Origin of the sequence: Pilimelia columellifera subsp. columellifera (assembly GCF_039532605.1) — a bacterium.
Classification (GTDB): Bacteria; Actinomycetota; Actinomycetes; order Mycobacteriales; family Micromonosporaceae; genus Pilimelia; species Pilimelia columellifera.
The window spans coordinates 282,440-304,947 of sequence record NZ_BAAARY010000001.1 but is presented as its reverse complement, the minus strand read 5'-3'; the positions used below and the strand labels follow the sequence as shown (position 1 = coordinate 304,947).

The 22,508-nt window shown below is 70.8% G+C and carries 15 protein-coding genes; 10 read left to right on the top strand and 5 right to left on the bottom strand.

Annotated features, from left to right (window positions below):
- Window positions 1–126: 126 nt before the first annotated feature.
- Window positions 127–543: a hypothetical protein gene (locus ABD287_RS01455; protein WP_344166975.1), complete on the top strand. Its 417-nt coding sequence runs from the start codon at window positions 127–129 to the stop codon at window positions 541–543.
- Window positions 544–558: 15 nt separating this feature from the next.
- On the opposite strand, the gene ABD287_RS01450 is transcribed toward ABD287_RS01455, so the two are convergent.
- Window positions 559–3,618, bottom strand: coding sequence for an AfsR/SARP family transcriptional regulator (locus tag ABD287_RS01450; protein WP_344166973.1), 3,060 nt, complete (start codon window positions 3,616–3,618; stop codon window positions 559–561).
- Window positions 3,619–3,936: 318 nt separating this feature from the next.
- On the opposite strand from ABD287_RS01450, the gene ABD287_RS01445 reads away from it, so the two are divergent.
- A complete protein-coding gene (locus tag ABD287_RS01445; protein WP_344166971.1) occupies window positions 3,937–4,809 on the top strand; it encodes a cytochrome c biogenesis CcdA family protein in 873 nt (290 codons plus the stop codon).
- A gap of 27 nt (window positions 4,810–4,836) precedes the next feature.
- Here the strand turns inward: ABD287_RS01445 and ABD287_RS01440 are convergent, their stop codons facing one another.
- Both ABD287_RS01440 and ABD287_RS01435 read right to left on the bottom strand, forming a co-directional pair.
- Complete coding sequence (locus ABD287_RS01440) at window positions 4,837–4,959, bottom strand: hypothetical protein (protein ID WP_344166969.1); 123 nt, start codon at window positions 4,957–4,959, stop codon at window positions 4,837–4,839.
- Between the two features lie 25 nt (window positions 4,960–4,984).
- The gene (locus ABD287_RS01435) at window positions 4,985–9,019 is read right to left on the bottom strand and encodes a Pls/PosA family non-ribosomal peptide synthetase (RefSeq protein WP_344166967.1); all 4,035 of its coding nucleotides are present in this window, start codon (window positions 9,017–9,019) and stop codon (window positions 4,985–4,987) included.
- A gap of 235 nt (window positions 9,020–9,254) precedes the next feature.
- Between ABD287_RS01435 and ABD287_RS01430 the strand changes: the two genes are divergently transcribed.
- From ABD287_RS01430 to ABD287_RS01405, 6 genes are all read left to right on the top strand, one after another.
- Complete coding sequence (locus ABD287_RS01430) at window positions 9,255–10,019, top strand: response regulator transcription factor (RefSeq protein ID WP_344166965.1); 765 nt, start codon at window positions 9,255–9,257, stop codon at window positions 10,017–10,019.
- Between the two features lie 108 nt (window positions 10,020–10,127).
- Complete coding sequence (locus ABD287_RS01425) at window positions 10,128–11,597, top strand: sensor histidine kinase (RefSeq protein WP_344166963.1); 1,470 nt, start codon at window positions 10,128–10,130, stop codon at window positions 11,595–11,597.
- 62 nt (window positions 11,598–11,659) lie between these two features.
- Window positions 11,660–12,592 (top strand): PLP-dependent cysteine synthase family protein, encoded by a 933-nt coding sequence (locus ABD287_RS01420; RefSeq protein WP_344166961.1) that lies wholly within the window; start codon window positions 11,660–11,662, stop codon window positions 12,590–12,592.
- Window positions 12,593–13,106: 514 nt separating this feature from the next.
- The gene (locus tag ABD287_RS01415; RefSeq protein WP_344166959.1) at window positions 13,107–14,462 is read left to right on the top strand and encodes a glycosyltransferase; all 1,356 of its coding nucleotides are present in this window, start codon (window positions 13,107–13,109) and stop codon (window positions 14,460–14,462) included.
- A gap of 70 nt (window positions 14,463–14,532) precedes the next feature.
- Window positions 14,533–15,711 carry a non-hydrolyzing UDP-N-acetylglucosamine 2-epimerase gene (gene wecB / locus ABD287_RS01410; protein ID WP_344166957.1) on the top strand — a complete coding sequence of 393 codons (1,179 nt, stop codon included), beginning with the start codon at window positions 14,533–14,535 and terminating at the stop codon, window positions 15,709–15,711.
- Window positions 15,708–17,483 (top strand): DUF2334 domain-containing protein, encoded by a 1,776-nt coding sequence (locus ABD287_RS01405; protein ID WP_344166955.1) that lies wholly within the window; start codon window positions 15,708–15,710, stop codon window positions 17,481–17,483. The genes wecB and ABD287_RS01405 overlap by 4 nt, the downstream gene beginning before the upstream one ends.
- A gap of 108 nt (window positions 17,484–17,591) precedes the next feature.
- On the opposite strand, the gene ABD287_RS01400 is transcribed toward ABD287_RS01405, so the two are convergent.
- The gene (locus ABD287_RS01400; protein ID WP_344166953.1) at window positions 17,592–18,311 is read right to left on the bottom strand and encodes a S1 family peptidase; all 720 of its coding nucleotides are present in this window, start codon (window positions 18,309–18,311) and stop codon (window positions 17,592–17,594) included.
- A gap of 472 nt (window positions 18,312–18,783) precedes the next feature.
- Entirely contained in the window at window positions 18,784–19,047 is a 264-nt protein-coding gene (locus tag ABD287_RS01395; RefSeq protein WP_344166951.1) for a hypothetical protein, read from the bottom strand.
- A 623-nt stretch (window positions 19,048–19,670) separates the two neighbouring features.
- On the opposite strand from ABD287_RS01395, the gene ABD287_RS01390 reads away from it, so the two are divergent.
- Both ABD287_RS01390 and ABD287_RS01385 read left to right on the top strand, forming a co-directional pair.
- Entirely contained in the window at window positions 19,671–20,894 is a 1,224-nt protein-coding gene (locus ABD287_RS01390) for a glycosyltransferase (protein ID WP_344166949.1), read from the top strand.
- An 11-nt stretch (window positions 20,895–20,905) separates the two neighbouring features.
- Window positions 20,906–22,507, top strand: a complete 1,602-nt coding sequence (locus ABD287_RS01385) for an ArnT family glycosyltransferase (RefSeq protein ID WP_344166947.1) — start codon at window positions 20,906–20,908, stop codon at window positions 22,505–22,507.
- The last annotated feature ends 1 nt before the right edge of the window (window position 22,508 follow it).

Below are 22,508 nucleotides of genomic sequence, written 5' to 3'. Positions count from 1 at the left end.
GACCATTGCCCCGGACGGCGACGGGAATATCGTGTTTCAAGAGTTTCGTGACGTTGTACGGGGGTTACAGTGCGATTCGGCATCACAGGTCATCGGGTCCTCCCACTAAGGATTGTGGACCACGCGATGGAGCATTGGCGCAGGGAATTACCGACGGGTCCGCAGCTGTACGGGGTATCCAGCCTCGCCGAGGGCGCCGATCAGTTGTTCGCCGCGCACGTCCTGGCTGTCGGCGGCGCCCTGGAGGCGATCCTGCCGTCCGCCGGCTACGCCAGCTCGCTGAGCAGCGACGGCGGCCGCGCCCGGCTTGAGGAGCTGCGTCGCGCGGCCGCGACCGTGATCACGCTGCCGTCCTCGAAGCCTGACGGGCAGGCGTTTCTGACGGCCGGCCAGGTGTTGGTCGACCGATGCGACCACCTCCTCGCCGTCTGGGACGGCCAGCCAGCCCGCGGCCAGGGCGGCACCGCGGACGTTGTCGCGTACGCCCGCTCCTGCGGCCGCCCGGTGACCGTGCTGTGGGTGGACGGCGTGCTCCGGGCCTGACCGTCCGGGGCGGGGCTACGGGGCATGCTGGCTCTGGTCGGTGGGCTGCCGGTTCACGGCCCCGGTGTCGCCCGGACCGGCGTGGCCCGGCACGTTTGGCACCGACAGGGCCGAGAAAAGCTCGCGGGCGTGCTCGTGGTGGGGACGGGCGAGGTCCGGCTCGTCGGTGTTCTCGTACGTGGCGGCGATGCCGTCGTGGGCCCTGGCCAGCTCGTACCGGTCACCGATCTCGCTGGCCAGGGCGAGGGCCTCGGCGTGCTGGGCGCGGGCGCCCGCCGGATTACCCGCCGCGCCGAGGACGCGGCCGAGGTCGTTGAGGACCTCGGCCTCGCTGGCGCGGTCGCCGATCCGTCGATGCAGCAGCAGGGCCTGCCGCAGGTGACCGGCGGCGTCGGTGGGCCGGCCCAGGCACGCGTACACCGCGGCCAGGTCGGTCAGGACGTATGCCTCCCCGGTGCGGCCGCCCATCTCGCGGACCGCGGCCAGGCTCAGCTCGAGTCGGGCCGCGGACAGCTCAAGCTGGTCCTCCCGGCGGCGCAGCCGGGCGATGAGGGAGAAGACGTAGGCCTCGCTGTACTCATCGTCGAGCTGGGCGAAGAGTTCGAGGGCCGGCTGGAGCCGCTCCACCGCCTGTTCCTGGTCGCCGAGCCGCTCGTCGACCAGAGCCAGCCTGACCAGCGCGTCGGCCTGGCCCGCTTCGTCGCCGGCCCCCTGGTACAGCGCTAACGCCTGCTGGTAGTGCTCGGCCGCCTGCCGGTAGTGGCCCTGCCGCCAGCGGACGCTGCCGAGGTTGCGGAGCGCCCCGGCCTCAGCCGCCCGGTCGCCGAGGCCCACGTAGCGGGCCAGCGCCTGCCGGTAGGTCTCGGCCGCCCGGTCCAGCTGGCCGTGCCGTCGGTGCAGTCGGCCGAGGTTGCTCAGCGCCTGGGCCTGCGCGCGCAGGTCGCCTTCGGCCCTGGCAGCCGTCACCGCTGCGCTGGTGACGGTCACCGCCTCCGCGACCGGGCCGCCCTCGTCGAGGTAGCGGAAGAGGGTCTCGGCGAGCGCGATGGCGTGCCGGCGCCAGCCGTGGGCGGCGCCGTGAAGGCAGATGGCGGCCAGATTGGGCCACTCGGCTGCGATCCACCGCCGGGCGGCATCGGGGTCGCCGACCTCGGCCGTCGGCGTCGGGTACAGCGCGGCCATCGCTGCGACGGATCTGGCCAGGTAGTGGTCGAAAAGGGTGGTCAGGGCTGTCCGCCGGTCCGGCGCGGGGTCGTGCTCGGCGGCGAGTTCGCCGGCGTAGGCGCGTAGCAGGTCATGCATGCCGTACCGCCCCGGGCCGCAGGCGTTGATGAGGCTGGCCCGGGCCAGCAGTCCGAGCAGCCGCCGCGCCTCGGCGGCGCGGACGCCGGTCAGCGCAGCCACCGCATCGACGTGCGCGTCGACCCCCGGCTGTAGCCCGAACAGCCGGAACACCCGCGCCGCGTCCGCGGGCAGGTTCTGGTACGACCAGGAGAAGACGGCGCGGACCTCAGCGCGCGGATCGCCGCCGGCGTCGAGCAGATCGAGCCGGCTGTGGTCGCCCAGCTCGACAACCAGCTCGGCGAGCGTGGCGTCGGTGCGCGTCGCGGCCAGCTCGGCGCCGATCCGCAGCGCCAGCGGCAGGCGTGCGCACGCGGCAGCCAGTTCGGCGGCGGCGGACGGCTCGCGGTCCACCCGGGCGCCGATCAACCGGCGTAGCAGCCCGACCGCCTCGGCCAACGGCAGCAGATCGAGGTTGACCCGTTCAGCCCCGTGCACCGCGACCATGCCGGGCAGCGAGTCCCGGCTGGTGATCAGCACCAGGCACGAACCGCTGCCGGGCAGCAGCGGACGGATCTGCTCCACCGAGGACGCGTTGTCGAGCAGGATGAGCATCTGTCGACCGGCCAACGCGGACCGGTACCTGGCCGCCCGCTCCTCGACCTCCAGCGGAATCTCCGGCCCCCGGATACCGAGCGAGTTCAGGAACCACGCCAGCGCATCGGCAGCGGCCACGGGCTGCTCGGCGTCGTAGCCGCGTAGGTCCACGTACAGCTGCCCGTCCGGGAACGCCGGTCGGGCGTGGTGCGCCCACCGCACGGCCAGGGCGGACTTGCCGACCCCGGCGGTGCCGGAGAGGAGCGCGATCGTCGGGGCCGTGCCCGTCGACGTGGTCGTGTCAGAGCCGCCGGCCGTCGGCAGCAGCCGGTCCAGGACCGCCAACTCCTCGGCCCGTCCGGTGAACGCGCGCACGTCGGCCGGGAGCTGCGCGGGCGCTGCGGCGGCGACGGCGGCGAGCCGCGCCCCGCTGGCGTTGGCGCCGGCCGGCGGGGCCATGAGGCCCGGGTCGGCGGCGAGGATCCGCTCGTGCAGGCTGCGCAGGGCGAGGCCGGGGTCGCTGCCGAGCTCGTCGGCGAGGCAACGGCGAATCCGCCGATACTGCTCGTCGGCGTCAGCCTGGCGACCGCACCGGTAGAGAGCGAGCATCGACTGTTCGGCCAGGCGCTCGTCCAGCGGATGGTCGGTGACGGCGGCGGCGAGGTCCGGGAGCAGCTCGGCGTGCCGGCCCAGTCGGAGCAGGACGTCGTTGCGGTCCAGCTCAGCGGCGAACCGCTCGCGGAGCAGCACATGTCGCATCGAGGTCAGCCATGGGGATTCGAGGCCAGCCAGGGGCTCGCCGCGCCACAGGCCGAGCGCCTGCGCGTACTGCTCGGTGGCCCGCTGGTCCAATGCCTCGTTGCGGGCCTGGGCGACGAGTCGACGGAACCGGTGCAGGTCCACCGTCTGGGGATCGGCGGTCACCCGGTAACCGCCCGGCTGTCGCTGGATCGCCACCGTCGGGGCGTCGGCGAGCGCACGGCGCAGTCGGGAAATGTAGCTGTAGAGCGCGTTGGTCACCCGCTGGGGGACGCTCTCTCCCCACACCCTGTCGATGAGCTGGTCGACCGGAACCGGGCGGCCGGCCTCCACGAGCAGCACGCCGAGGACGGACCGTTGCCGGGCATGCCCCAGGTCGACGGACCGGCCGCTGACCTGGGCCGCCACCACGCCGAGCACACCGAACTCCGCCGTCAATCCAGCCTCCGCCGCCTGGCTCCGCCATCGGATCTGCCGCTCCCGTACCAGCGCATTCAAGGAGCTCTCAAGGTTCGGTACGAGTCTCCCACGCTTCGTTCGAACTCCAACGACGACTCTGGATGCGGTAGTGAGCGACGGGCGCCATGGGGCCTCGTTTCGAGGTGGGCGGGCGTCAGCCGACCGGCAGTAGTGCCACCATGGGTGAGCGGCGCAGTCGCTGTCGCGCTGGTTGCCGGCCGGGAGGATCACCTCGCCGCTGGTTCGTTCAGGAGGCCCCGCCATGCTTGTTCGCACAGCCGACGTGTTCGTCATCTGATGGAGCCCGGCACCTGGGGGCTGGCGTTGGCGGCGGGCATGCTCGCGGCCGTGAACCCGTGCGGATTCGCTTTGCTGCCGGCCTACCTGTCGCTGCTGGTCCTCGGCGACGAGCCGACCGCGCGGGCCCGGGCGGTGGGCCGGGCGGTGGCGACCACCGCCGCGATGACCGGCGGGTTCGTGGCCGTGTTCGGCGCCTTCGGACTCGTGCTCGGTCCGGCCGCCAGCGGCATCCAACGCCACCTGCCGTGGGTGACCGTCGGGCTGGGGGTGGCGTTGGTGGCTGCCGGTGGTTGGGTGCTCGCCGGCCGGTCCCTGCCCGGTCTGCCCACGACCGGCGCGGTGAGCACGGCGCCGGTGCGTCAGACGGCTGTTTCAATGTTCGGCTACGGCGCCGGTTACGCGCTGGCGTCATTGAGCTGCACGATCGCTCCGTTCCTGGCGATCGTGGTGGCCGCCGGACGGTCGTCGTCCTGGTTGACCGCCGGCGGCGCGTTCCTGGGGTACGCGGTCGGGATGGGGCTGGTCGTCGGGGCGGCGGCGGTGGCGGTGGCGTTGGCCCGGCCGGCGTCGGTGGCCCGCCTGCGCCGAATCGGGCCGGTGCTGGGACGGTTCAGCGGTGGTCTGCTGGCGTTGGTCGGCGGTTATGTCACCTACTACGGCTGGCACGAGGTTCGACTGCTGCGCGGCGACCAGCCACAGGACCCCGTCATCGACGCCGCCTCGTCGGCCCAGCGGTGGCTGGCGACGGTCGTCGGCGGCGCCGGTCCGGCGGTGTTCGTGGCGGTGGTGGCCGCGGCGAGCGCCGTGGCCACCGCGACCGCGCTGAGGCGTCGTAGCGGGTCGGGGAATCCCCGCGACGGGTCCGGCTGAGTCGTGGCGCCCTCACGCCAGGTGGGTCTACCGGCTGGCGCGGGCCACGTTGGTGGCGCTGCCGGCCCGCGTCGGCGCGATCCCGGTCGTGTCAGTGATCCACTTGGCGGCGCCCTGGTGGGCCAGGGAGATGTGGACGCGGTCAGGCACATGTGCGCAGCGTGGAGCTGCCCCGTCAGCGGCCGGCGCTGGCCAGTGCCCGGTCAAAGGGCCCAGGCTCGGGCGTGCGAGCGCTGGGGACGGGGCGGCTCAGACCAGGCCGGGTCGCGACGACGGGCGTGCCGACGCGCTCGCAGGGGATGCCGTGCCAGGTCGTGCGCTCCGGTAGCGTCTCGCCCTTCATGAGCAGCGACAGCGGCCCCAGCGACGCGCCCCGTGACAGCACCGAGTCGTAGAGGACGATCGCCATGTTCCCCACCGCGGACTCGGCCTCGATCCGCAGGCTGGACGACTTGAAGACCCGGTCCTCGAACAGGTGGTTCTGAAGGACCGCGCCATGGTTGAGCGCCGCATGGTCGCCGATCTCCACGAGGTCGAACTCGGAGAACAGCGTCGTGGCCAGGTACGTACGGCGTCCGATGCGCACACCCATGAGGCGGAAGAACGGCGCGCAGAACGGGGTGCCGAGCAGCGACGCCACCGCCGGCGCGAAGACCGACTCGTAGATTCCGTTGATCATCTCGTTGAGCCAGACGTAGCGGCACCACAGTGGCCTGACGGTCGGTTGGAAGGTTCCCATGATGGTCTTCTTGAGGAACGCCACCAGGAGCATCGCCGCGGTCGCCACCGCGAACGCCATCAGCGGCACGACGAGCACCACGCGAAGAAGACCGCCGGTGGTGTACGCCCACCACACGCCGTGCAGGTACGCGACCAGAGCGCCCAGGGCGATGTAGTAGGGAATCAGCACCCGCAGTCCGTCGATGAGGCACCGCTGGAGGTATAGCGAGAAGGTGGGTCGGTAGATGACGGTCGGGTCGAACGACTCCACCTTCACCCGGTGGGTCAGGGTGAACGCCTCTGAGCCCAGGCCCTCCCAGCCGTCCGGGGTGGTGTCTACGCCGGCCGGGGGCAGCGACTGGACCCCGAGCAGGCTGTTGTCGCCCATGCTCTTGCCCATCGGCAGGATCGCCGAGTTGCCGACGAAGCTGCGCGCGCCGATGCGGTTCCAGCCGACGGCGAAGACGCCGCGGTGCACCCGTTTGCCGCCGATGATCGAGCCGTCGGCGAAGAAACTCTCCGGCCCGATCTCGGTCAGCTCCGGCTGCATACTCAGGATCGTGGAGATTTCGGCCCGCCGGCCGATCCGGGCCCCGAACAGGCGCAGGAACGGCGGCAGGTAGATCGTGGTGTAGATCGGCAGGAAGGCCTGCTTCACCCCTGCCATCCACCCGTCCGACAGCCATTTGCGCAGGTAGATGAGGCTCTCCGTGGGGTACTCGCCAGGAGCGATGCGCGACAGGACTAGCCGCTTGCCGCCGGCGCCGATCAGCGCTCCCAGCACGATCAGCGCTGGGATGGTCGCGGCCAGCACGCCCAATGCGAACGGCAGCCCCTGCTCCAGCAGCACCCGCCGGAACCCGAAGGCCAGGCCGACGAAGGAGGCGACGCCCACGGAGAACATGAAGTAGATCGTCGCCACGTGGAGGCACCCGTACCAGAACCGGCGCGCGGCGCCGGCGTGCGTCGTCGTCGCGGGCAGCTCGACCGGCGCGACGACCGCGGGCGCGCCCCGGCGGGCCTGCCCCGCGGCGATGACCGCGCCGTCGGGGAGCAGGGACTGGTCGTCGAGCGCGCTGTCGTCCTCCATGGCGGCGTTCAGGCCGAGCACCGAGTGGACGCCGACGAAGCAGCGGTCACCGATGTCGATCCGTCCGACCTTGAGGAGGCCGTTCTCGACCCGGAAGCCGAGCAGGTGGGTGGAGGCGCCGACGCTGGTGTCATCGCCGATGGTCAGCAGGTCGTAGGCGCCGATCTCGGTGGTCATCAGGTGACACCCGCGCCCGACCTTGGCCCCCATCAGCCGCAGGTACAGCGGCAGAACCGGGGTCCCGGACAGCGATCCGATCCCGCTGGTCGCGACGAACCGGCCGACCAGCCAGTGCCGCAGATAGTAGAAGCTCCACAGGGGGTACTCGCCCGCCCGGTACCGGCCGACGAGGACCCACTTGGCCGCGATCGACAGGAGGATCAGCGACGGCCAGATGGCGACCGCGCCGAGTCCGATGATGGCCAGGTACCGGCCGGTGCTCGTCGAGCCGAGCACCCACCCGACGGTGACGAAGAACAGCAGCACCGGCACGATCGAGGACAGGGCGCCGAACACGTACAGCGAGAGCGCCTGCAACGCCCAGGTCGTTCCACGCGTCCAACGGGACTGTCCGGCGTAGACCTCACCCGCCGATGGGCCGGCCGTCGGGCCGCCCGGGCCGCCCGGGTCGACCGGGCCAAGCGAGTCCAGGTGCGTGGCCAACGCCCGGACGCTGGGGTGCACGTACATCTCCCGGACCGTCACCGGGTGCCCGGCGACGTCGCGCAGTCGGGTGGCCGCCCGCGCGGCCAGCAGCGAGTGACCGCCCAGGTCGGTGAAGAAGTCGGCGGTCACACTCACCGCCGGCAGGCCGAGCACCTCGGCGTAGACCTCCACCAGCCGCGCCTCCATGGCGGTTGCCGGCGGGACGACGTCGGTCAGCTCCCGGGTGAGCGGGATGGCGGGCGCCGGAAGCTGCTTGCGGTCGACCTTGCCGCTGGTGGTGCGCGGCATCTCCGGCAGCACGTCCAGGTAGGCCGGCAGCATGTAGGGCATCAGCCGGTCCTGGGCCAGTCGCAGGACGCCGTCACGGTCCAGTTCGTCGGGCGCGACGTCGGCTACCACGTATGCGGCGATCTGCTGGATGCCGTCGATCTCCAGAACCCGGACCGCGGCCGTCCGGATCTGTGGCCATTCGGTCAGCACCGACTCGATCTCGCCCAGTTCGACCCGGTTGCCGCGGATCTTCACCTGGCCGTCGATCCGGCCGAGGAACTCGTAGTCACCAGCGGAGGTGCGCCGGGCCAGATCCCCGGTGCGGTACACCCGCCGGGAGTCGTCGCAGCCGGCCTTGACGAAGGTTCGCGCGGTCAGCTCGGGCTGGCCGACGTAGCCGCGGGCCAGCGTCTCGGAACGGATGACCAGCTCGCCGCACTCGCCGTCGTCGACCGGCTGGAGGTCATCGTCGACCACTTCCAGGTGGTAGCCGCGCAGCGGCCGTCCGATGGTGATCGGCTCGCCGGCGCGGCACCGCAGCGCGGTCGTGTTGACGGTGGCCTCGGTCGGCCCGTAGACGTTCCACAGCGCCACCCCGGGCCGGTCCCAGCGCGCGACCAGGTCCGGCGGGCACACCTCGCCGGACAGGACGACGGTGCGCAGGCTCGGCGTCGGTTCGCCGAAGGTGGCCAGCACGGTCGGGACGGTCGAGAAGTACGTGACGCCCAGCTCGCCGAGGTGCGCGGCGAGGTCGTCGCCGAACTTCGGCGCGTGCGGCTCCGGCACCACCAACGTGGAGCCGTTCGAGAACGCCATCCAGATCTCCTCGATGCTCCCGTCGAAGCACAGCGAGAAGCCCTGGTACACCCGGTCGGCCGGACCGGTGGCGCAGACCTCGTTGAACGCGTTCACGAACCGGGTCACCATGCGGTGCTCGGTCATGATGCCCTTGGGCCGGCCAGTGGTGCCGGAGGTGTAGATGACGTACGCCAGGTCGTGCGGAGAGACGTAACCGATCGACGGCTCCCGGTCGGCCAACGCCGGCGCCGGCGCGTCGAGCGCCACATGGTCGTCCTCCGCCGTGAGCACCTCGACCGGCGTGAGCGGGTACGCCTGCGGCGCTCGCGCGGCCAGGTGGACGTCGGTCAGGGCCAACGCGACGCCCAGCTCGCCGGTGATGTAACGGATGCGGTCGTCGGGATAGCCGGGATCGATCGGCACGTAACAGGCGCCGGCCTTGTGGCAGGCCAGAATGGCCGCTATCGCAAGGTCGGAGCGGGTGAGAAATAGCGCCACATAGTCACCCCGGCCGACGCCGAGGAAGCGTAGGCGTCGGGCCAGCCGGTTGGCTGCGGCATCCAGCTGGGCGTAGGTCGTCGTGCGGGGGCCACAGACGACCGCGGGCGCGTCGGGGGTCTTCCACGCGGTTGTCTCGAACATCTCGTGCAGGCAGAGATCCGTCATCGGCGAGCCTTCCTCCATTGTGGATCACGCTGCCGCGGGGAGGCGGGATGGATGTGCTGAATATCTAACCGAGCCACTCTCCGGGAAACCTCAAAGCAACCTAGGAGAAACCTCGGAACAGTTTCCTGGCCACCTAATCAGCATTGAAGGGCATATATCGATAGGGGCGTGACGTGTGGAGCGAACGGTAGAGTTCCAGTGGCAGACATTCATGACGATCGCTACGGGAAGACGGATGCGCCTCGCGACGAACGGGACAGACTTCACTGCACTGGCGGCCGACCGGACCGCGCCGTTCGCCCGAGGCGCCCGGGTGCTCGTCGTCGATGACGAGCCGAACATCTGCGCGCTGCTGTCAGCCACGCTGCGGCTCACCGACTTCGACGTCCGCACCGTCGCGAGCGGCGCAGCGGCGCTGGCGGCCCTGGAGACCTTCCCCGCCGACCTCGTCGTCCTGGATGTGATGCTGCCTGACCTGAACGGCTTCGAGGTCGCCGACCGGATCCGGGCCGACGGTCGGCGCCTGCCGATCATCTTCCTCACCGCGCGGGACGCCGTGGAGGACCGCATCAGCGGCCTGCATGTCGGCGCCGACGACTATGTCGCCAAGCCGTTCAGCCTGGAGGAGGTGGTGCTGCGTATCCGGGCGGTCCTGCGCCGCAGCCAACCCGCTGGCGGCGCTCCCGCTGCGTCCGGGCTGACCTTCGCCGATCTGGAGCTCGACGACGGCGCGCACGAGGTCCACCGCGGCGGCCGTCGGATCGACCTGTCCCCCACCGAGTTCAAGTTGCTGCGTTACCTGTTGCTCAACGCCGGGCGGGTGGTGAGCAAGGCGCAGATCCTGGACCGTGTCTGGCATTACGACTTCGGCGGCGACGGCAGGATCGTGGAATCGTACGTCTACTACCTCCGCCGCAAGGTCGACGTCGAGGGCCCAGCGTTGATCCACACCGTCCGGGGCGTCGGATACACCCTGCGGCTGCCCCGCGACGGGGGCTGAGAGGTGCCGCAACGTTGGCCGGCCTGGCGCGCTGTGTCGGCCAGCCGGCGCTGGAGACAGTGGACCCTGCGCGGACGGCTTGTCCTGGTCACCGTCGTGTTAACGGCGATGGCGTTGCTGATCGCCAACATCGTCGGCCTCGTCCTGTTACGCGACTCCCTCACCGACAAGATTGACGAACAGCTCATCGGTCTGGGCCAGAGCTACGCCCGCGGATCCCGACACGCCGATGCGCCGCCACGCAACGGCGGGCGCCGATTCGCCAAGCGGCTCGGGACGAATCGCATCGTCGTGGCTTTCGGACCCGACGGGCAACGCCGGGCGGCCGAGAACGGAGCCAGCGGCGTGTCGCCGCCGGCTCTGGAGCCGTTCGACGCGCTCGCCGGGCGGGCGAACCGTGGCGAGCCGTACACCGCCCCAGCCACCCACGGTGACACCCGCTGGCGGGTGGTCGCGGTACGGGTCCCCTCCACCGGCGGCGTGGTGGTCCTCGGCACACCGCTCGACGAGGTCGACCAAACCGCCGACCAGCTGCTGAGCATCGATATCGGCGTGACCCTGGTCATCCTGCTGGGGCTCGGCCTGGTCAGCCGGACGGTGGTCAAGCTGGGCCTTCGACCGTTGACCAGGATGGTCGAGGTCGCCGAGGCGATCACCCACGGCGACCTTGATCGCCGGGTCGACCACCTCCACCCACGTACCGAAGCCGGCCAGCTCGGCGACGCGCTGAACTCGATGCTCGCCAGGATCCAGTCCGAGATCACCGCGCGGCGGGCCTCGGAGGAACGACTACGCCGGTTCGTGGCCGACGCCTCGCACGAGCTGCGTACCCCGCTGACCTCGATCCGCGGTTTCGCCGAGCTGTACCGTCGTGGCGGCGCGCCACCGGGCCCGACGCTGGACGACACGATGGCCCGCATCGAGCAGGAGGCCACCCGGCTGGCGGTGCTCGCCGACGAGATGCTGCTGTTGGCCCGCCTTGACCAGCGCCTGGAGCCGCTGCGCGGCCCGGTCGATCTGCTGCAGATCGCCGCGGACACCGTGCGGGACGCCCACGTCCGGGCGCCGCGGCGGAGCATCCGCCTGACAGCGCTTCGTGACGACGACGCCACCCTGGAGCCGGTGACCGTTTCCGGCGACGAATCGGGCCTGCGGCAGGTCGCGGCGAATCTTGTCGCCAACGCCCTGCACCATGCGCCGGCTCCGGCCACCGTCACGGTCCGCGTCGGTCAGGTCCAGCGGGCGGCGATCGGCGCCCCGCAGGCGCGAATTCCGGCGAACGATCGGCGCGTTGACGGCCCGTGGGCGGTTCTGGAAGTCAGTGACACCGGGCCCGGCGTGCCCGAGGGGCAGGCGGCGCGGGTCTTCGAGCGGTTCTACCGGGCCGACGCCAGCCGCGGCCGCGGCTCCGGCGGCGGCACGGGACTCGGCCTGGCGATCGTCGCGGCGATCGTGACCGCGCACGGCGGTCGGGTGGAGCTGCGCGGTCCGGCCGATGGCGGCGCCTCCTTCCGGGTCCTGGTGCCGACCCAACCCGGCTCACCGCCTGATCCGCGGGTGACCGCCGGGCGGGCCTGAGGGCGCCGGGTGGCGGTGCGATGATGTGCTCGTCCTGTGCGAGCATGCGGAGGGGGAGCGCCGTGGAACGTCCTGGTGGGTTGGCCGCCGTCGGCGGAACGTCGGTGGTCCGGCTAGCGCGGTTGGCGGATGCCCGTAGCGCGCAGGTGTGGGTGAAGCTGGAAGGCGCCAACCCGACCGGCTCGTACAAGGACCGCATGGCCCTGTCCATGATCGAGGCGGCCGAGGCCGACGGGCGCCTGCGCCCGGGGCAGCTCGTAGTCGAGGCCAGTGTCGGTAGCACCGGATCGGCGTTGGCGTTCGTGTGCGCGGTGAAGGGGTACCCGTTGCGCATCGTCTCCTCCTCGGCCGCGGCCGAGGAGAAGATCCGGACCATGCGGGCGTTCGGCGCCGAGGTGGAGCTGGTGCCGAGCCCGCACGGGATGACTCCGGACCTGATCCCCACGATGCTGGGCCGGGCGCGGGACATCGTCGCGGAGACCGGGGCGTTCCTGGTGGACCAGTTCCACAACGTCGACATGGTCACGGGGTACGAACGACTGGGCGAGGAGCTGCTCGATCAGCTCGACGGGCGGCTGCCGGTGGCGGCGTTCTGCAGCTATGTAGGCACGGCGGGCTGCTTCCTGGGGACGTCGCGTGCGCTGCGCAAGGAGCACCCGGAGCTGCTGCGGGTGGTGGTGGAGCCGGTGGAGTCGGCCGTACTCTCCGGCGGCCCGGCGGGCAGCCACAACATCGAGGGCGGCGGCGTGGGGCACGAGCCGCCGCTCCTGACGGCCGCGGACTATGACGAGGTCGTGACCGTGTCGGAGGCGGATGCGTTCGCGATGGCACGGGCCGCGGCGCGCACGGAGGGCATTTTGTCCGGTCCCTCGACGGGGGCGAACCTCGTGGCGGCGCTGCGCCTGGCGGAACGCCTCGGCCCCGGCCGGCGGGTGGTGACCGTCCAGGTGGACAGCGGCCTGAAGTACCTCTCTGGTCGGCTGTTTACCCCGTGACGGTCAGCCCGCTGCCACGCGCGGGCCTTCGAGGTCATGGCCACGGGCTGAGCTGCCCGGCGGGCGCCATCGCTGGCGCAGCCTTCCGCAAACCCCTTACCTAACGACCTCAGTTGGTCACTCGTAGTGATTGCAACTAGGGTCATTCTTTCGTCACTTTTAGTAGTCGAGAGAGCCTGTCCGCCGGCCATCGCCCGACAGTCGGGTAGGCGCTGGCGAAGAGCCAGCCTCGAACCTCACTCGTGGTGAGAATCGTGCCCGGTTTCGGGCCTCTATTCCTTATTTTCGGTGCTGACCTGTACGGAACGTAGACCCAGCTCGTTTCCAGCAGGGTGGCCGGATGTGCCCGGCGTCCGGTTCCACGTCGCCCATCGAGTCGGTCTTCGACGGCGGTCGGTTAGCCCCCATTGTGTGACGCTCGGTGACTCCCTAACGTCGAACTTGCGCCGCTCATACGGGCAATTCGGGCGTACCGAACTACGAACAGTCACCGCAACCAGTGGGGGAGGACCGGATGTCGGCATCACAAGGTTGGCTGCTCATCGTCGTCAGCCACGCCATCCTGCTGGCGTGGCCCGCCCTCACCGTGATCCTCGCCGGCGTAGCCGGTCGGTACACCGCGGTCCGTGGCGTCACCGCGGTCAACGAACTGCCCGCCGGCGGCGCATCGCCGAGCCAGTTCTGGATCGTCATCCCAGCCCTCAACGAGGAAGTGGTCGTCGCCGCCACAGTCGGCGCCGCCCTCGGCCTGCGCGGACCGGTCAACACTCAGGTCCGGGTGCTGGTAATCGACGACGGCTCCGACGACCGCACCCCGGAGATCCTCGCCTCCATCGGGCACCCCCGTCTGCACATCCTGCGCCGTGACCTGCCGCTGGCCCGTCAGGGCAAGGGCGAGGCGCTGAACGCCGCGTACCGCCTGATCGCCGCCAGGGCGGCCGAGGAGGGCATCGACCCCGAGCGCGTGGTCATCGGCATCATCGACGGCGACGGCCAGGGCAGCCCCAACCTGCTCATCGAGGTGAGCCGCCGGATGCGCGATCCGAAGGTGGGCGCGCTCCAGTGCCAGGTCCGTATCCGCAACCGGTCCCGGCTGCTCGGCGCCGTCCAGGATCTGGAGTTCGGCGCGGTCGTCAACGCGTTCCAGCGGGTCCGCGATGACCTGGACACCGTCGGCCTCGGTGGCAACGGCCAGTTCACCCGGCTCGGCGCCCTGCTCACCCTCGGCCACTCGCCGTGGTCGGCATGCCTGGTCGAGGACCTCGAACTGGGTATCCGGATGCACCTGTCCGGCCTCAGCATCCGGTACACCACCCGCGCCTCGGTCACCCAGCAGGCCGTCGTGGACGTCCGCCGGCTCACCCGGCAGCGGACCCGCTGGGCGCAGGGCAACATCCAGTGCGCCCGGTACCTGCCGCAACTGGTCACCTCGCCGGTCATCCGGGCGCGCGCGCTGGCCGAGATGCTGCACTACCTGCTGTCGCCGTGGGCCAACGCCGTCATCTCGCTGGTCCTCGCGGTGATGACCAGCGCCGGTGTCGCGGGCCTGCTCGCCGACCAGCCGATGAGCTTCCTGCCGACCTGGGGGTCCCTGGCCAGCATGGCCGGCGTGTGGCTGGCCGCCACCCTGTTCCCCGGCTTCGTCTGGGCGCTGGTGCACCGCCGCCGCCTCGGCGACGAGTCGCTCATCCGGCTCATCGTCGCCGCCTTCGCCTACCCCGCATTCCTACTGCTGGGTCTGGTCGCCACCTACCGCGCCGTGTTCCGTCACGCCGCCGGGCGCCAGACCTGGGCCAAGACCGAAAGGCTCACGGAGGAGCTGACACCGCAGGTCATCGGCGTCGCAACGCCCCTGGCAATCGCCGCCTGACCTGCACTCACCCCGCGCCCCGGACCGCCGGCCGTGCCCCCGCACAGCAGACGGAGAAAGTGAAGGACACATGTCGCTCCCCGAGATTCACCTCATCGCCGGTACCCGGCCCGAGGCGGTCAAGCTCGCCCCGGTCGTCGCCGCCATGCGGGCCGCCGGTCTGCTGACGCCGGTCCTGGTCGCCAGCGGCCAGCACCCCACGATGGTCGGTCAGGCCCTGGCGGCCTTCGACCTCACCCCGGACGTCATCCTCACCGTCAGCCGGCAGAGCGGCGCCCAGGCCGAGCTGCTGACCGCGATGGTCGCGCAGCTCGACGCCCTGTTCGCCGAGCGCCCGCCGGCCGCGGTGATCGTCCAGGGCGACACCACGACCAGCCTTGCCGGTGCGCTCGCCGCGTTCTGGCGGCGTATCCCGGTCGTGCACCTCGAAGCCGGCCTGCGCTCCGGCGACCTTGACTCGCCGTTCCCGGAGGAGGCTAACCGGCGGCTCGTCGCGCAGGTCGCCGCTCTGCACCTGGCTCCGACCCCGTTGGCCGAGCAGAACCTGCTCGACGAGGGCATCCCGGCCGCCGACGTGCTGGTCACCGGCAATACCGTCGTCGACGCCACGCTCGCTGTGGCCGGGCGCCGGCTGCCGTTCGCCGACCCGGCGCTCGCCGCCCGGCCGGCGGTCGCCGGCCGTCGGCTGGTGTTGGTCACCGCGCACCGCCGTGAGTCCTGGGGCGAGCCGCTGGACCGCATCCTCTCCGCCGTCCGGACGCTGGTGCAGCGGTACGAGGACATCGAGGTCGTCCTGCCCAGCCACCCGAACCCGGCCGTCCGCGCGCAGGTCGACGCGGCGCTGGCCGGACTGCCGCGGGTGACGATCACCGACCCGGTGTCGTACCCGGACCTGTCCCGGCTGCTGTCCGAGGCGTACCTCGTGCTCACCGACTCCGGCGGCATCCAGGAAGAGGCGCCCTCGTTCGGCGTCCCCGCGCTGGTCCTTCGCGAGGTCACCGAGCGGGTCGAGTCGCTGCACGCGGGTTGCGCCCTGCTTGTCGGGGCCGACGAGGACCTGATCGTCAAGGAGGCCGCGGCGCTGCTCGACGACCGCGGCCGACGCGACGCCATGACCGCCGCCGGCAACCCGTACGGCGACGGCCACGCCGCCGCCCGCACCGCCCGCGCCACGGCCGCACTGCTCGGCCTCGACACCCGCCCCGTCGCCCTGCCCCCGTTCGTCCTCACCCCCGGAGCTGCCCAATGATCCGCAAGAAGTTGTCCCGCGGCGCGGTCGTCCTCGCCGCCGCTCTCAGTCTGGGCCTGACCTCGACTATCGGGCTCACCACCGTCACATCGGGCATCAGCCTGGTCGGCAGCACCACCACCGCCGCCACCCCGGAAAGCTCGAACCTGCCGGCCCCGCCGGCGCCGACCCGGCTGCGGCCGATCCAGCAGATCCTCAGCGCGGTGAAGGCCAGCGTGACGGGGTCCACTACCACTAGCCGCACCACCACGACCACGACCACGACCAAGCGCACCGGCGCTGCCGCGCCGGGCGGCGGGACCGCCAAGACCCTGGTCCTGTACGACAGCACCGGGCCGTTCGGCTGGCTCGGCGAGGTCTACGCGATCGAGGCCGTGAACCTGGCTTCCCACTTCGGCTCCTGGGCCGCCGCTCCGGTGACCGGGTACAAAGCTGGCGACCTGAACGCCTACACCGCGGTGATCTACGTCGGCTCGACCTACGACGAGCCGCTGCCGGTGGCCTTCCTTGACGACGTGACCAAGACCACCAAGTCGGTGACCTGGATGTACAACAACATCTGGCAACTGGCCGCCAGCGACGCCGACTTCGCGGCCAAGCGCGGCTTCACCTACCGCCAGTTCGACGTCTCGCCGGTCGCCCAGGTGGACTACAAGGGTCGCGAGCTGACCCGCGACACCCGCAACGGCGGCGGCATCATGGATGTGGAGATCACCGACGCGGCCAAGACCAAGGCGATCGCCGAGGCCGTGCGCGCTGACGGCAGCCGGTTCCCGTGGGGGGTCCGCTCCGGCAACTTCACCTACCTCGGCGAGATCCCGTTCTCGTACGTCACCCACGACGACCGTTACCTGGCCTACGCCGACCTGCTGTTCGACTCGCTCGGCACGCCGCCCGGCGGCAACGACCGCAAGCGGGCGCTGGTCCGGATCGAGGACGCCGGCCCGGACTCCGACCCGGGCGAGCTGAGGGCGATCGCCGACCTGCTGTACGCGAAGAAGGTCCCGTTCAGCGTGGCTGTCTACACCCGGTACCGCGACCCGTTGGGCAAGCAGAACAACGGCAAGGCGCAGGACTACACGCTGCTCCAGCGGCCCGAGGTGATCAAGGCGCTGAAGTACATGGAGGCCCGCGGCGGCACGATGATCATGCACGGCTACACCCACCAGTTCGCCAGCCTGATCAACCCGTACGACGGCACCAGCGGAAACGACTTCGAGTTCTACCAGGCCCACGTCGACGCCAACGACTCGGTGATCTACGACGGGCCCGTGCCCGGCGACTCGGCGACGATGGTGGCGAGCCGGGTGAACGCGGCGAAACTGCAGTTCGCGTTCTCCGGGCTCAAGCAGCCGACGATCTTCGAGTTCCCGCACTACGCTGGTAGCGCGGTCGACTACAAGGCGATCGACGACATCTTCGGCAAGCGGTACGACCGGACCCTGTACTTCCCGGGCCTGCTGACCGGAGGCAAGCCGGACTACACCCGCGCGACGGGACAGTTCTTCCCCTACACCGTCCGCGACGTGTACGGCACGGTGATCGTTCCGGAGAACATCGGCAACGTCGAGCCGGACGCGTTCAACAACCACCCGGCGCGGCTTCCGGCGGACCTGGTGGCCTCAGCCGACCGTAACCTGGTGATCCGCGACGGCGTGGCGAGCTTCTTCTACCACCCGTACCTCGGCACCGGCTACCTGGACCAGGTCGTCGAGGGGGTCAGGTCCAAGGGGTACAGCTTCGTCTCCGCGCAGTCGATGATCTCTGGCTGACGGGGGAGCTAGCCGCGCGGGCGGCGGTGGGGCGCATTCACGCGCCCCACCGCCGCCCGCCGTTTGACCTTGCCTTGGAGTGCGTGCCTGGCTCCGTGGGACAGCGGCTCAAACGCCGGCGTTGGTCCGGATCCACTCGCGGGTTCCGGCGACCGCGACACTCGAGTACTGCGCGTTGCGCGCGCCGGCGGTCGACGCGACCCCCACGACCTTGCCGTCGAACCACGCCGGGCCGCCGGAGTCGCCGTTGGAGGCGTTTCCGGTGACGTGGGTGAGTTGGAGCGCCGGCCCACCCTTGTGGTCCCTGGTGGTCCCGTCGACCCGCAGGGTCGCCTGCTTGAGCACCGGCGACGGGGGGCACTGCGCGCTGACGATGCAGGTCTTACCCCATCCGTAGATCTCCACCTGGGACCCCTTCGCCGGGATGGCGTCGGCGAGTGGGGCGATCACGGGGTCCTGGATCGGCGTGGCGAGCTTCAGCAGGGTCACGTCGTACTTGCTGAGGTACCGCTCGACCTGGTAGGCCGTCCCTTCGCCCCGCTTGAGGCTGCCGACCTTCACAGAGAAGACCTTGCCGCTGTGGCCGTAGGTCAGACAGTGGTCGGCCACCAGCACCCAGTCCACCGCGATGACCGACGCGGAGCAGGACGGCCCGCCGGAGCTGCCGTTGCCCCGGTAGAACTGCGCCGCCCACGGAGCGCTCTCGGTGACCTTGCCGTCCACGATCCGCTCACCGCCCGAATGCGGGTCCGGTACGGCCTGGGCCGGTGCGGGGATGCTGAGAGCGGCCAGGACGGCGACTGCCACGGCGCTGTGCTTGCGATTCATCGACGGCGCTCCGATCGGTTGGCGTGGGTGGGGGGGGCGGCGCCGTGGGGCCAGCCCGGGCGCCGGGATGCGTCGCACGCTGCGCAGCGGGAGCCGGGACAGCGGGCCTTCCGCGGCAACCTTCACCAAGCAGTGATGGGCATCAATATATGACTCCCCTTGACGCGCCCACAAGTGGTCCGTGCGCTCCGTCGCGGCCGCTTGTCAGGGTGGGTCGCGACGAATCTGTCAAAGAATCACGCGACCCACGTACTCGGTCACCGCAAGGAACCAGGGACGCGAACCACCGGACGGGCCACCAGCCTTCCGCCGGTGTCCCGCCCGCCGTAGCGTCACTACGCCTTCATCTTCAGCCTCGGCTGTGGACACCTGAGCCGGCGTAACTGGGGGCGCACGCCTGAATGGGGTGCCTGTCGAAAGGGTTGACCTGTCATGCGACACGACTCCCGAACCGTTGCTGTGGCGTTGGTGCTCAGCCTGGCGCCAACGTCTCTTCGGCGGCGCTGTCCTCGGCGCCGAGCCCGCCACCAGCTGCGGTGAGATCAGGGCGACCACCGAGAACGACGGGGCAGGCGTGCCGGCCGCCGACCGGCCCAACGCGGTGTTGCCGTACTCGGTGGCCGCATGGGTGGCTCAGGCCAACTGGGCAGGGGTCGACCGCCGAGGTGGCGCGGTCGTAGGCGCCATCGACGGCCAGCAGCCGGTCTCGGGCCCGGATGGCGTCGGCGCGTATCACCCGGATGCCACGGTGATCACCGGGGCGTTCCCCGCGACGCGTGAGGTCTACAACGTTCTGGACACCTGCCTGCCGTCCTACGCTGCGGCGCTGCGGGTTCACCCCGTTGCCTGCCGACACCGACGGTCTTACCTGCAGAAAGTCCTGAGTCGTCCCCGACATCCGTTTCAAGGAGGCGGACCTTGCGGGCCCACTACTCGGTGATCGCCCGGTAGCTGGGGTGGTCGTGGGTCGCTGGCTAAACTGTGTTTTACGCCACAGTGGAACGTCGGCCCGATAGTCAGGCGCGCGGACGTCGGGCCAGGTAGTGACGCCACAGTGGTTCGACCCCTCCGGCCAATGTGTAGGAAATCGCGTCGCGAGCGCGCTCCTCTACCCATCGATGGCTGTTGCCAGCGGTCGGGCCGGTCCACAAGGATGGCCTCACACGTCGGTGACTGGGGATGCCATCGACGTGCGGGTCCGCGCGGCATTCGGGGAATGTGACGCTGCGCATTTCGTAGCGACGGCGGACGCGCTCGATGGCGGGACGGTGTGGGGCCGTATCCGTCCTTAGTCCGCGAACGGGTGGGTGCACGGTGGTTCTAACTGGCCTTGCCGTAGCAATGTCGGGAATCCTATTTATGGCGGCGACAATCACGCTCTGGTGGACGCTGCACGCCTGGCGAACCCCGCAGACGCTGTACGCGACCCGGTTCGCGCCGCCCGACGGTAGTCATGGGCACACTTTTTCCCTGCTTCTGCCGGCCCGGCACGAGGAGGCCGTGCTCGCCCAGACCGTGCGGAAACTGCTCCAGTCCCGGCACCAGGGCTTCGAGCTGATTCTGATCGTGGGCCATGACGATCCGGCCACCGCAACGGTCGCCCACGAACTGGCCGCCGAGCACTCGCAGGTCAGCGTGATCGTCGATCACCACGCGGTGAAGAACAAGCCCAAGGCGCTCAACACCGCGTTGCCGAGCTGCACCGGCGACATCGTCGGGGTCTTCGACGCCGAGGACCAGGTCCACCCCGACCTGCTCACCCACGTTGACTACGCGTTCCGCACGACCGACGCGACTGTCGTCCAGGGCGGCGTGCAACTCATCAACTTCCATTCGAACTGGTTCAGCGTCCGCAACTGCCTGGAGTACTTCTTCTGGTTCCGCAGCCGACTACACCTTCAGGCCCAACGCGGATTCATCCCGCTTGGCGGTAATACCGTCTTCGTCCGGGCGAACACGCTGCGCGAGGTCGGCGGCTGGGACCCGCAATGCCTCGCGGAGGACTGCGACCTGGGCGTGCGCCTGTCCAGTATCGGCTGCAAGGTCGTCGTCGCCTACGACGCCTTGCTTGTCACCCGGGAAGAGACGCCCGACACGGCGACGGCGTTGTTCAAGCAGCGGACACGGTGGAACCAGGGTTTTCTCCAGGTGCTGCGCAAGGGCGACTGGCGGCAGCTGCCCAGCCGCCGTCAGCGGCTGCTGGCCCGGTACACGCTCGCCTCCCCGTTCGTACAGGCGTTCACCGGGGTGACGACGCTTGCCGGGTTCACGATGGCCGTTCTGTTCAACCTGCCCGCGGGCATCGCGTTGCTGTCCTACCTGCCGCTGCTGCCCACCGTCGGCAACCTGTTCTTCGAGGTCATCGGGCTACACGACTTCGGACGCCAGTACGGCCTACGCATCCGCGCCGTCGACTACGCCAAGCTGATCGCCGGCGCCCCCGTCTACATGCTGTTGCTGGCCGGGGCCGCGACCCGTGCGGTCTTCCGTGAGTGGCGTGGCCGGCGCGACTGGGAGCTGACCAGGCACGTCGGCGCCCACCTGCTGCCTGACGTGCCCACACCCGCCGCCGCGGACGCCTGAAGGAACGCCTGATGACTGTAGTCACCGAGGCGCCGGCTGCCGCAGTTCCGCCCGCCCGGCCGGAGCCACCGACCGCGCCCGCCGTGCTCGCCCGCCGCCGCGTCCGCGCTGACCGCCCGTTGCTGTTGGGCCTGACCGCCTTCGCCGCGCTCGCCCACGGCGTGAACTTCGGCGCCGGACCCGTGTTCGGCGCCGATGAGGGCACCTACCTGGCGCAGGCGTGGGCGGTCCGCGAGGGGATCGGACTCGCCCACTACACCTACTGGTACGACCACCCGCCATTCGGTTGGATCCAGCTCGCGGCGCTCGGCTGGCTGCCGGACCTGGTGCTGTCGGGGAGTCCGGCGCTCGTGGCCGGACGGGCGGCGATGATGGTGTTCGCGCTGACCAGCGTCGTCCTGCTGTATCTGGTGGCGCGGCGGCTGCGGCTGGCGCCCTGGGCGGCGGCGACGGCCGTGGCGCTGTTCGTTCTGTCGCCCCTGGCGTTGGCCCTGCACCGGCAGGTCTATCTGGACAACATCGCGGTGACCTGGCTGCTCGGCGCTCTGCTGCTGGCCCTGTCGCGGCGCCGGCACCTGTGGCACTACATCGGCGCCGGGGGCTGCGCGGCGGGCGCGGTGCTGTCGAAGGAGACCATCCTCCTGGCCGTGCCGGCCGTCGCGCTGGCGATCTGGCGGTGCAGCCACCGCAGCACCCGGGCGTTCTGCCTGACGGGGTTCGTGGCGGCGTTCGTGCTGACCCTGTCGGTGTACCCGCTGTACGCCGCGCTGAAGGGCGAGTTGATGCCCGGCGACGGGCACGTGTCGCTGCTGGGCGCCGCGTTCCACCAGGTCGCGGGGCGGCACTCCTCCGGCAGCGTCTTCGACGTGGGTAGCGACTCCTATCGCACGGTCGACGCCTGGCTGTACCAGGACCCGGTGATCGTGCTGGCCGGCGCTGCGGCGTCAGCCCTCGCCCTGACCGTACGGCGGCTGCGGGCGCCGGCGGTCGCGGCGATGGTGATCTCGTTGATGGGGCTTCGCCCGGGCGGCTACCTGCCGGCCATGCACATCGCGCAGGCGCTGCCCTTCTACGCGCTGTGCCTCGCCGGCCTCGCGCACACCGCGGTGGTGTTGTTCCGCCGCGGCGCCTGGGCACCGCCGCGGCTGCGCCTTCCGGTGCGGCTCGCGGCGCTGGCGCTGGCCGGCGCGCTGGCGCTGGCCGTCGGGGTCAGCTGGCACGACGGCAATCGACGACTGTGGCGCGACGACGCCAACGCCGAGTACGCCGCCGCCGGTCGGTGGGTCCGCGACCACGTGCACGCGGACGGGACGCGGATCGTCGTCGATGACGCCCTGTGGCCGGACATGGTCCGCGCCGGCTTCAACCCCGGGACGGGGGCGATCTGGTTCTACAAGCTCGACCTCGACCCCGCGGTGATGATCCACCTGCCCGGCGGCTGGCGGGACCTGCACTACGTCGTGGTCACCCCGATGATGCGGCAGCGGCCCGCCGGCCTGCCGACCCTGACCGAGGCCATCACGCGCTCCGACGTGGTGGCCGCATTCGGCGAAGGAGAGGAGCGGATCGAGGTCCGCCGCGTCCACGCCGATCTGAGAGAGGCGACGCCATGAT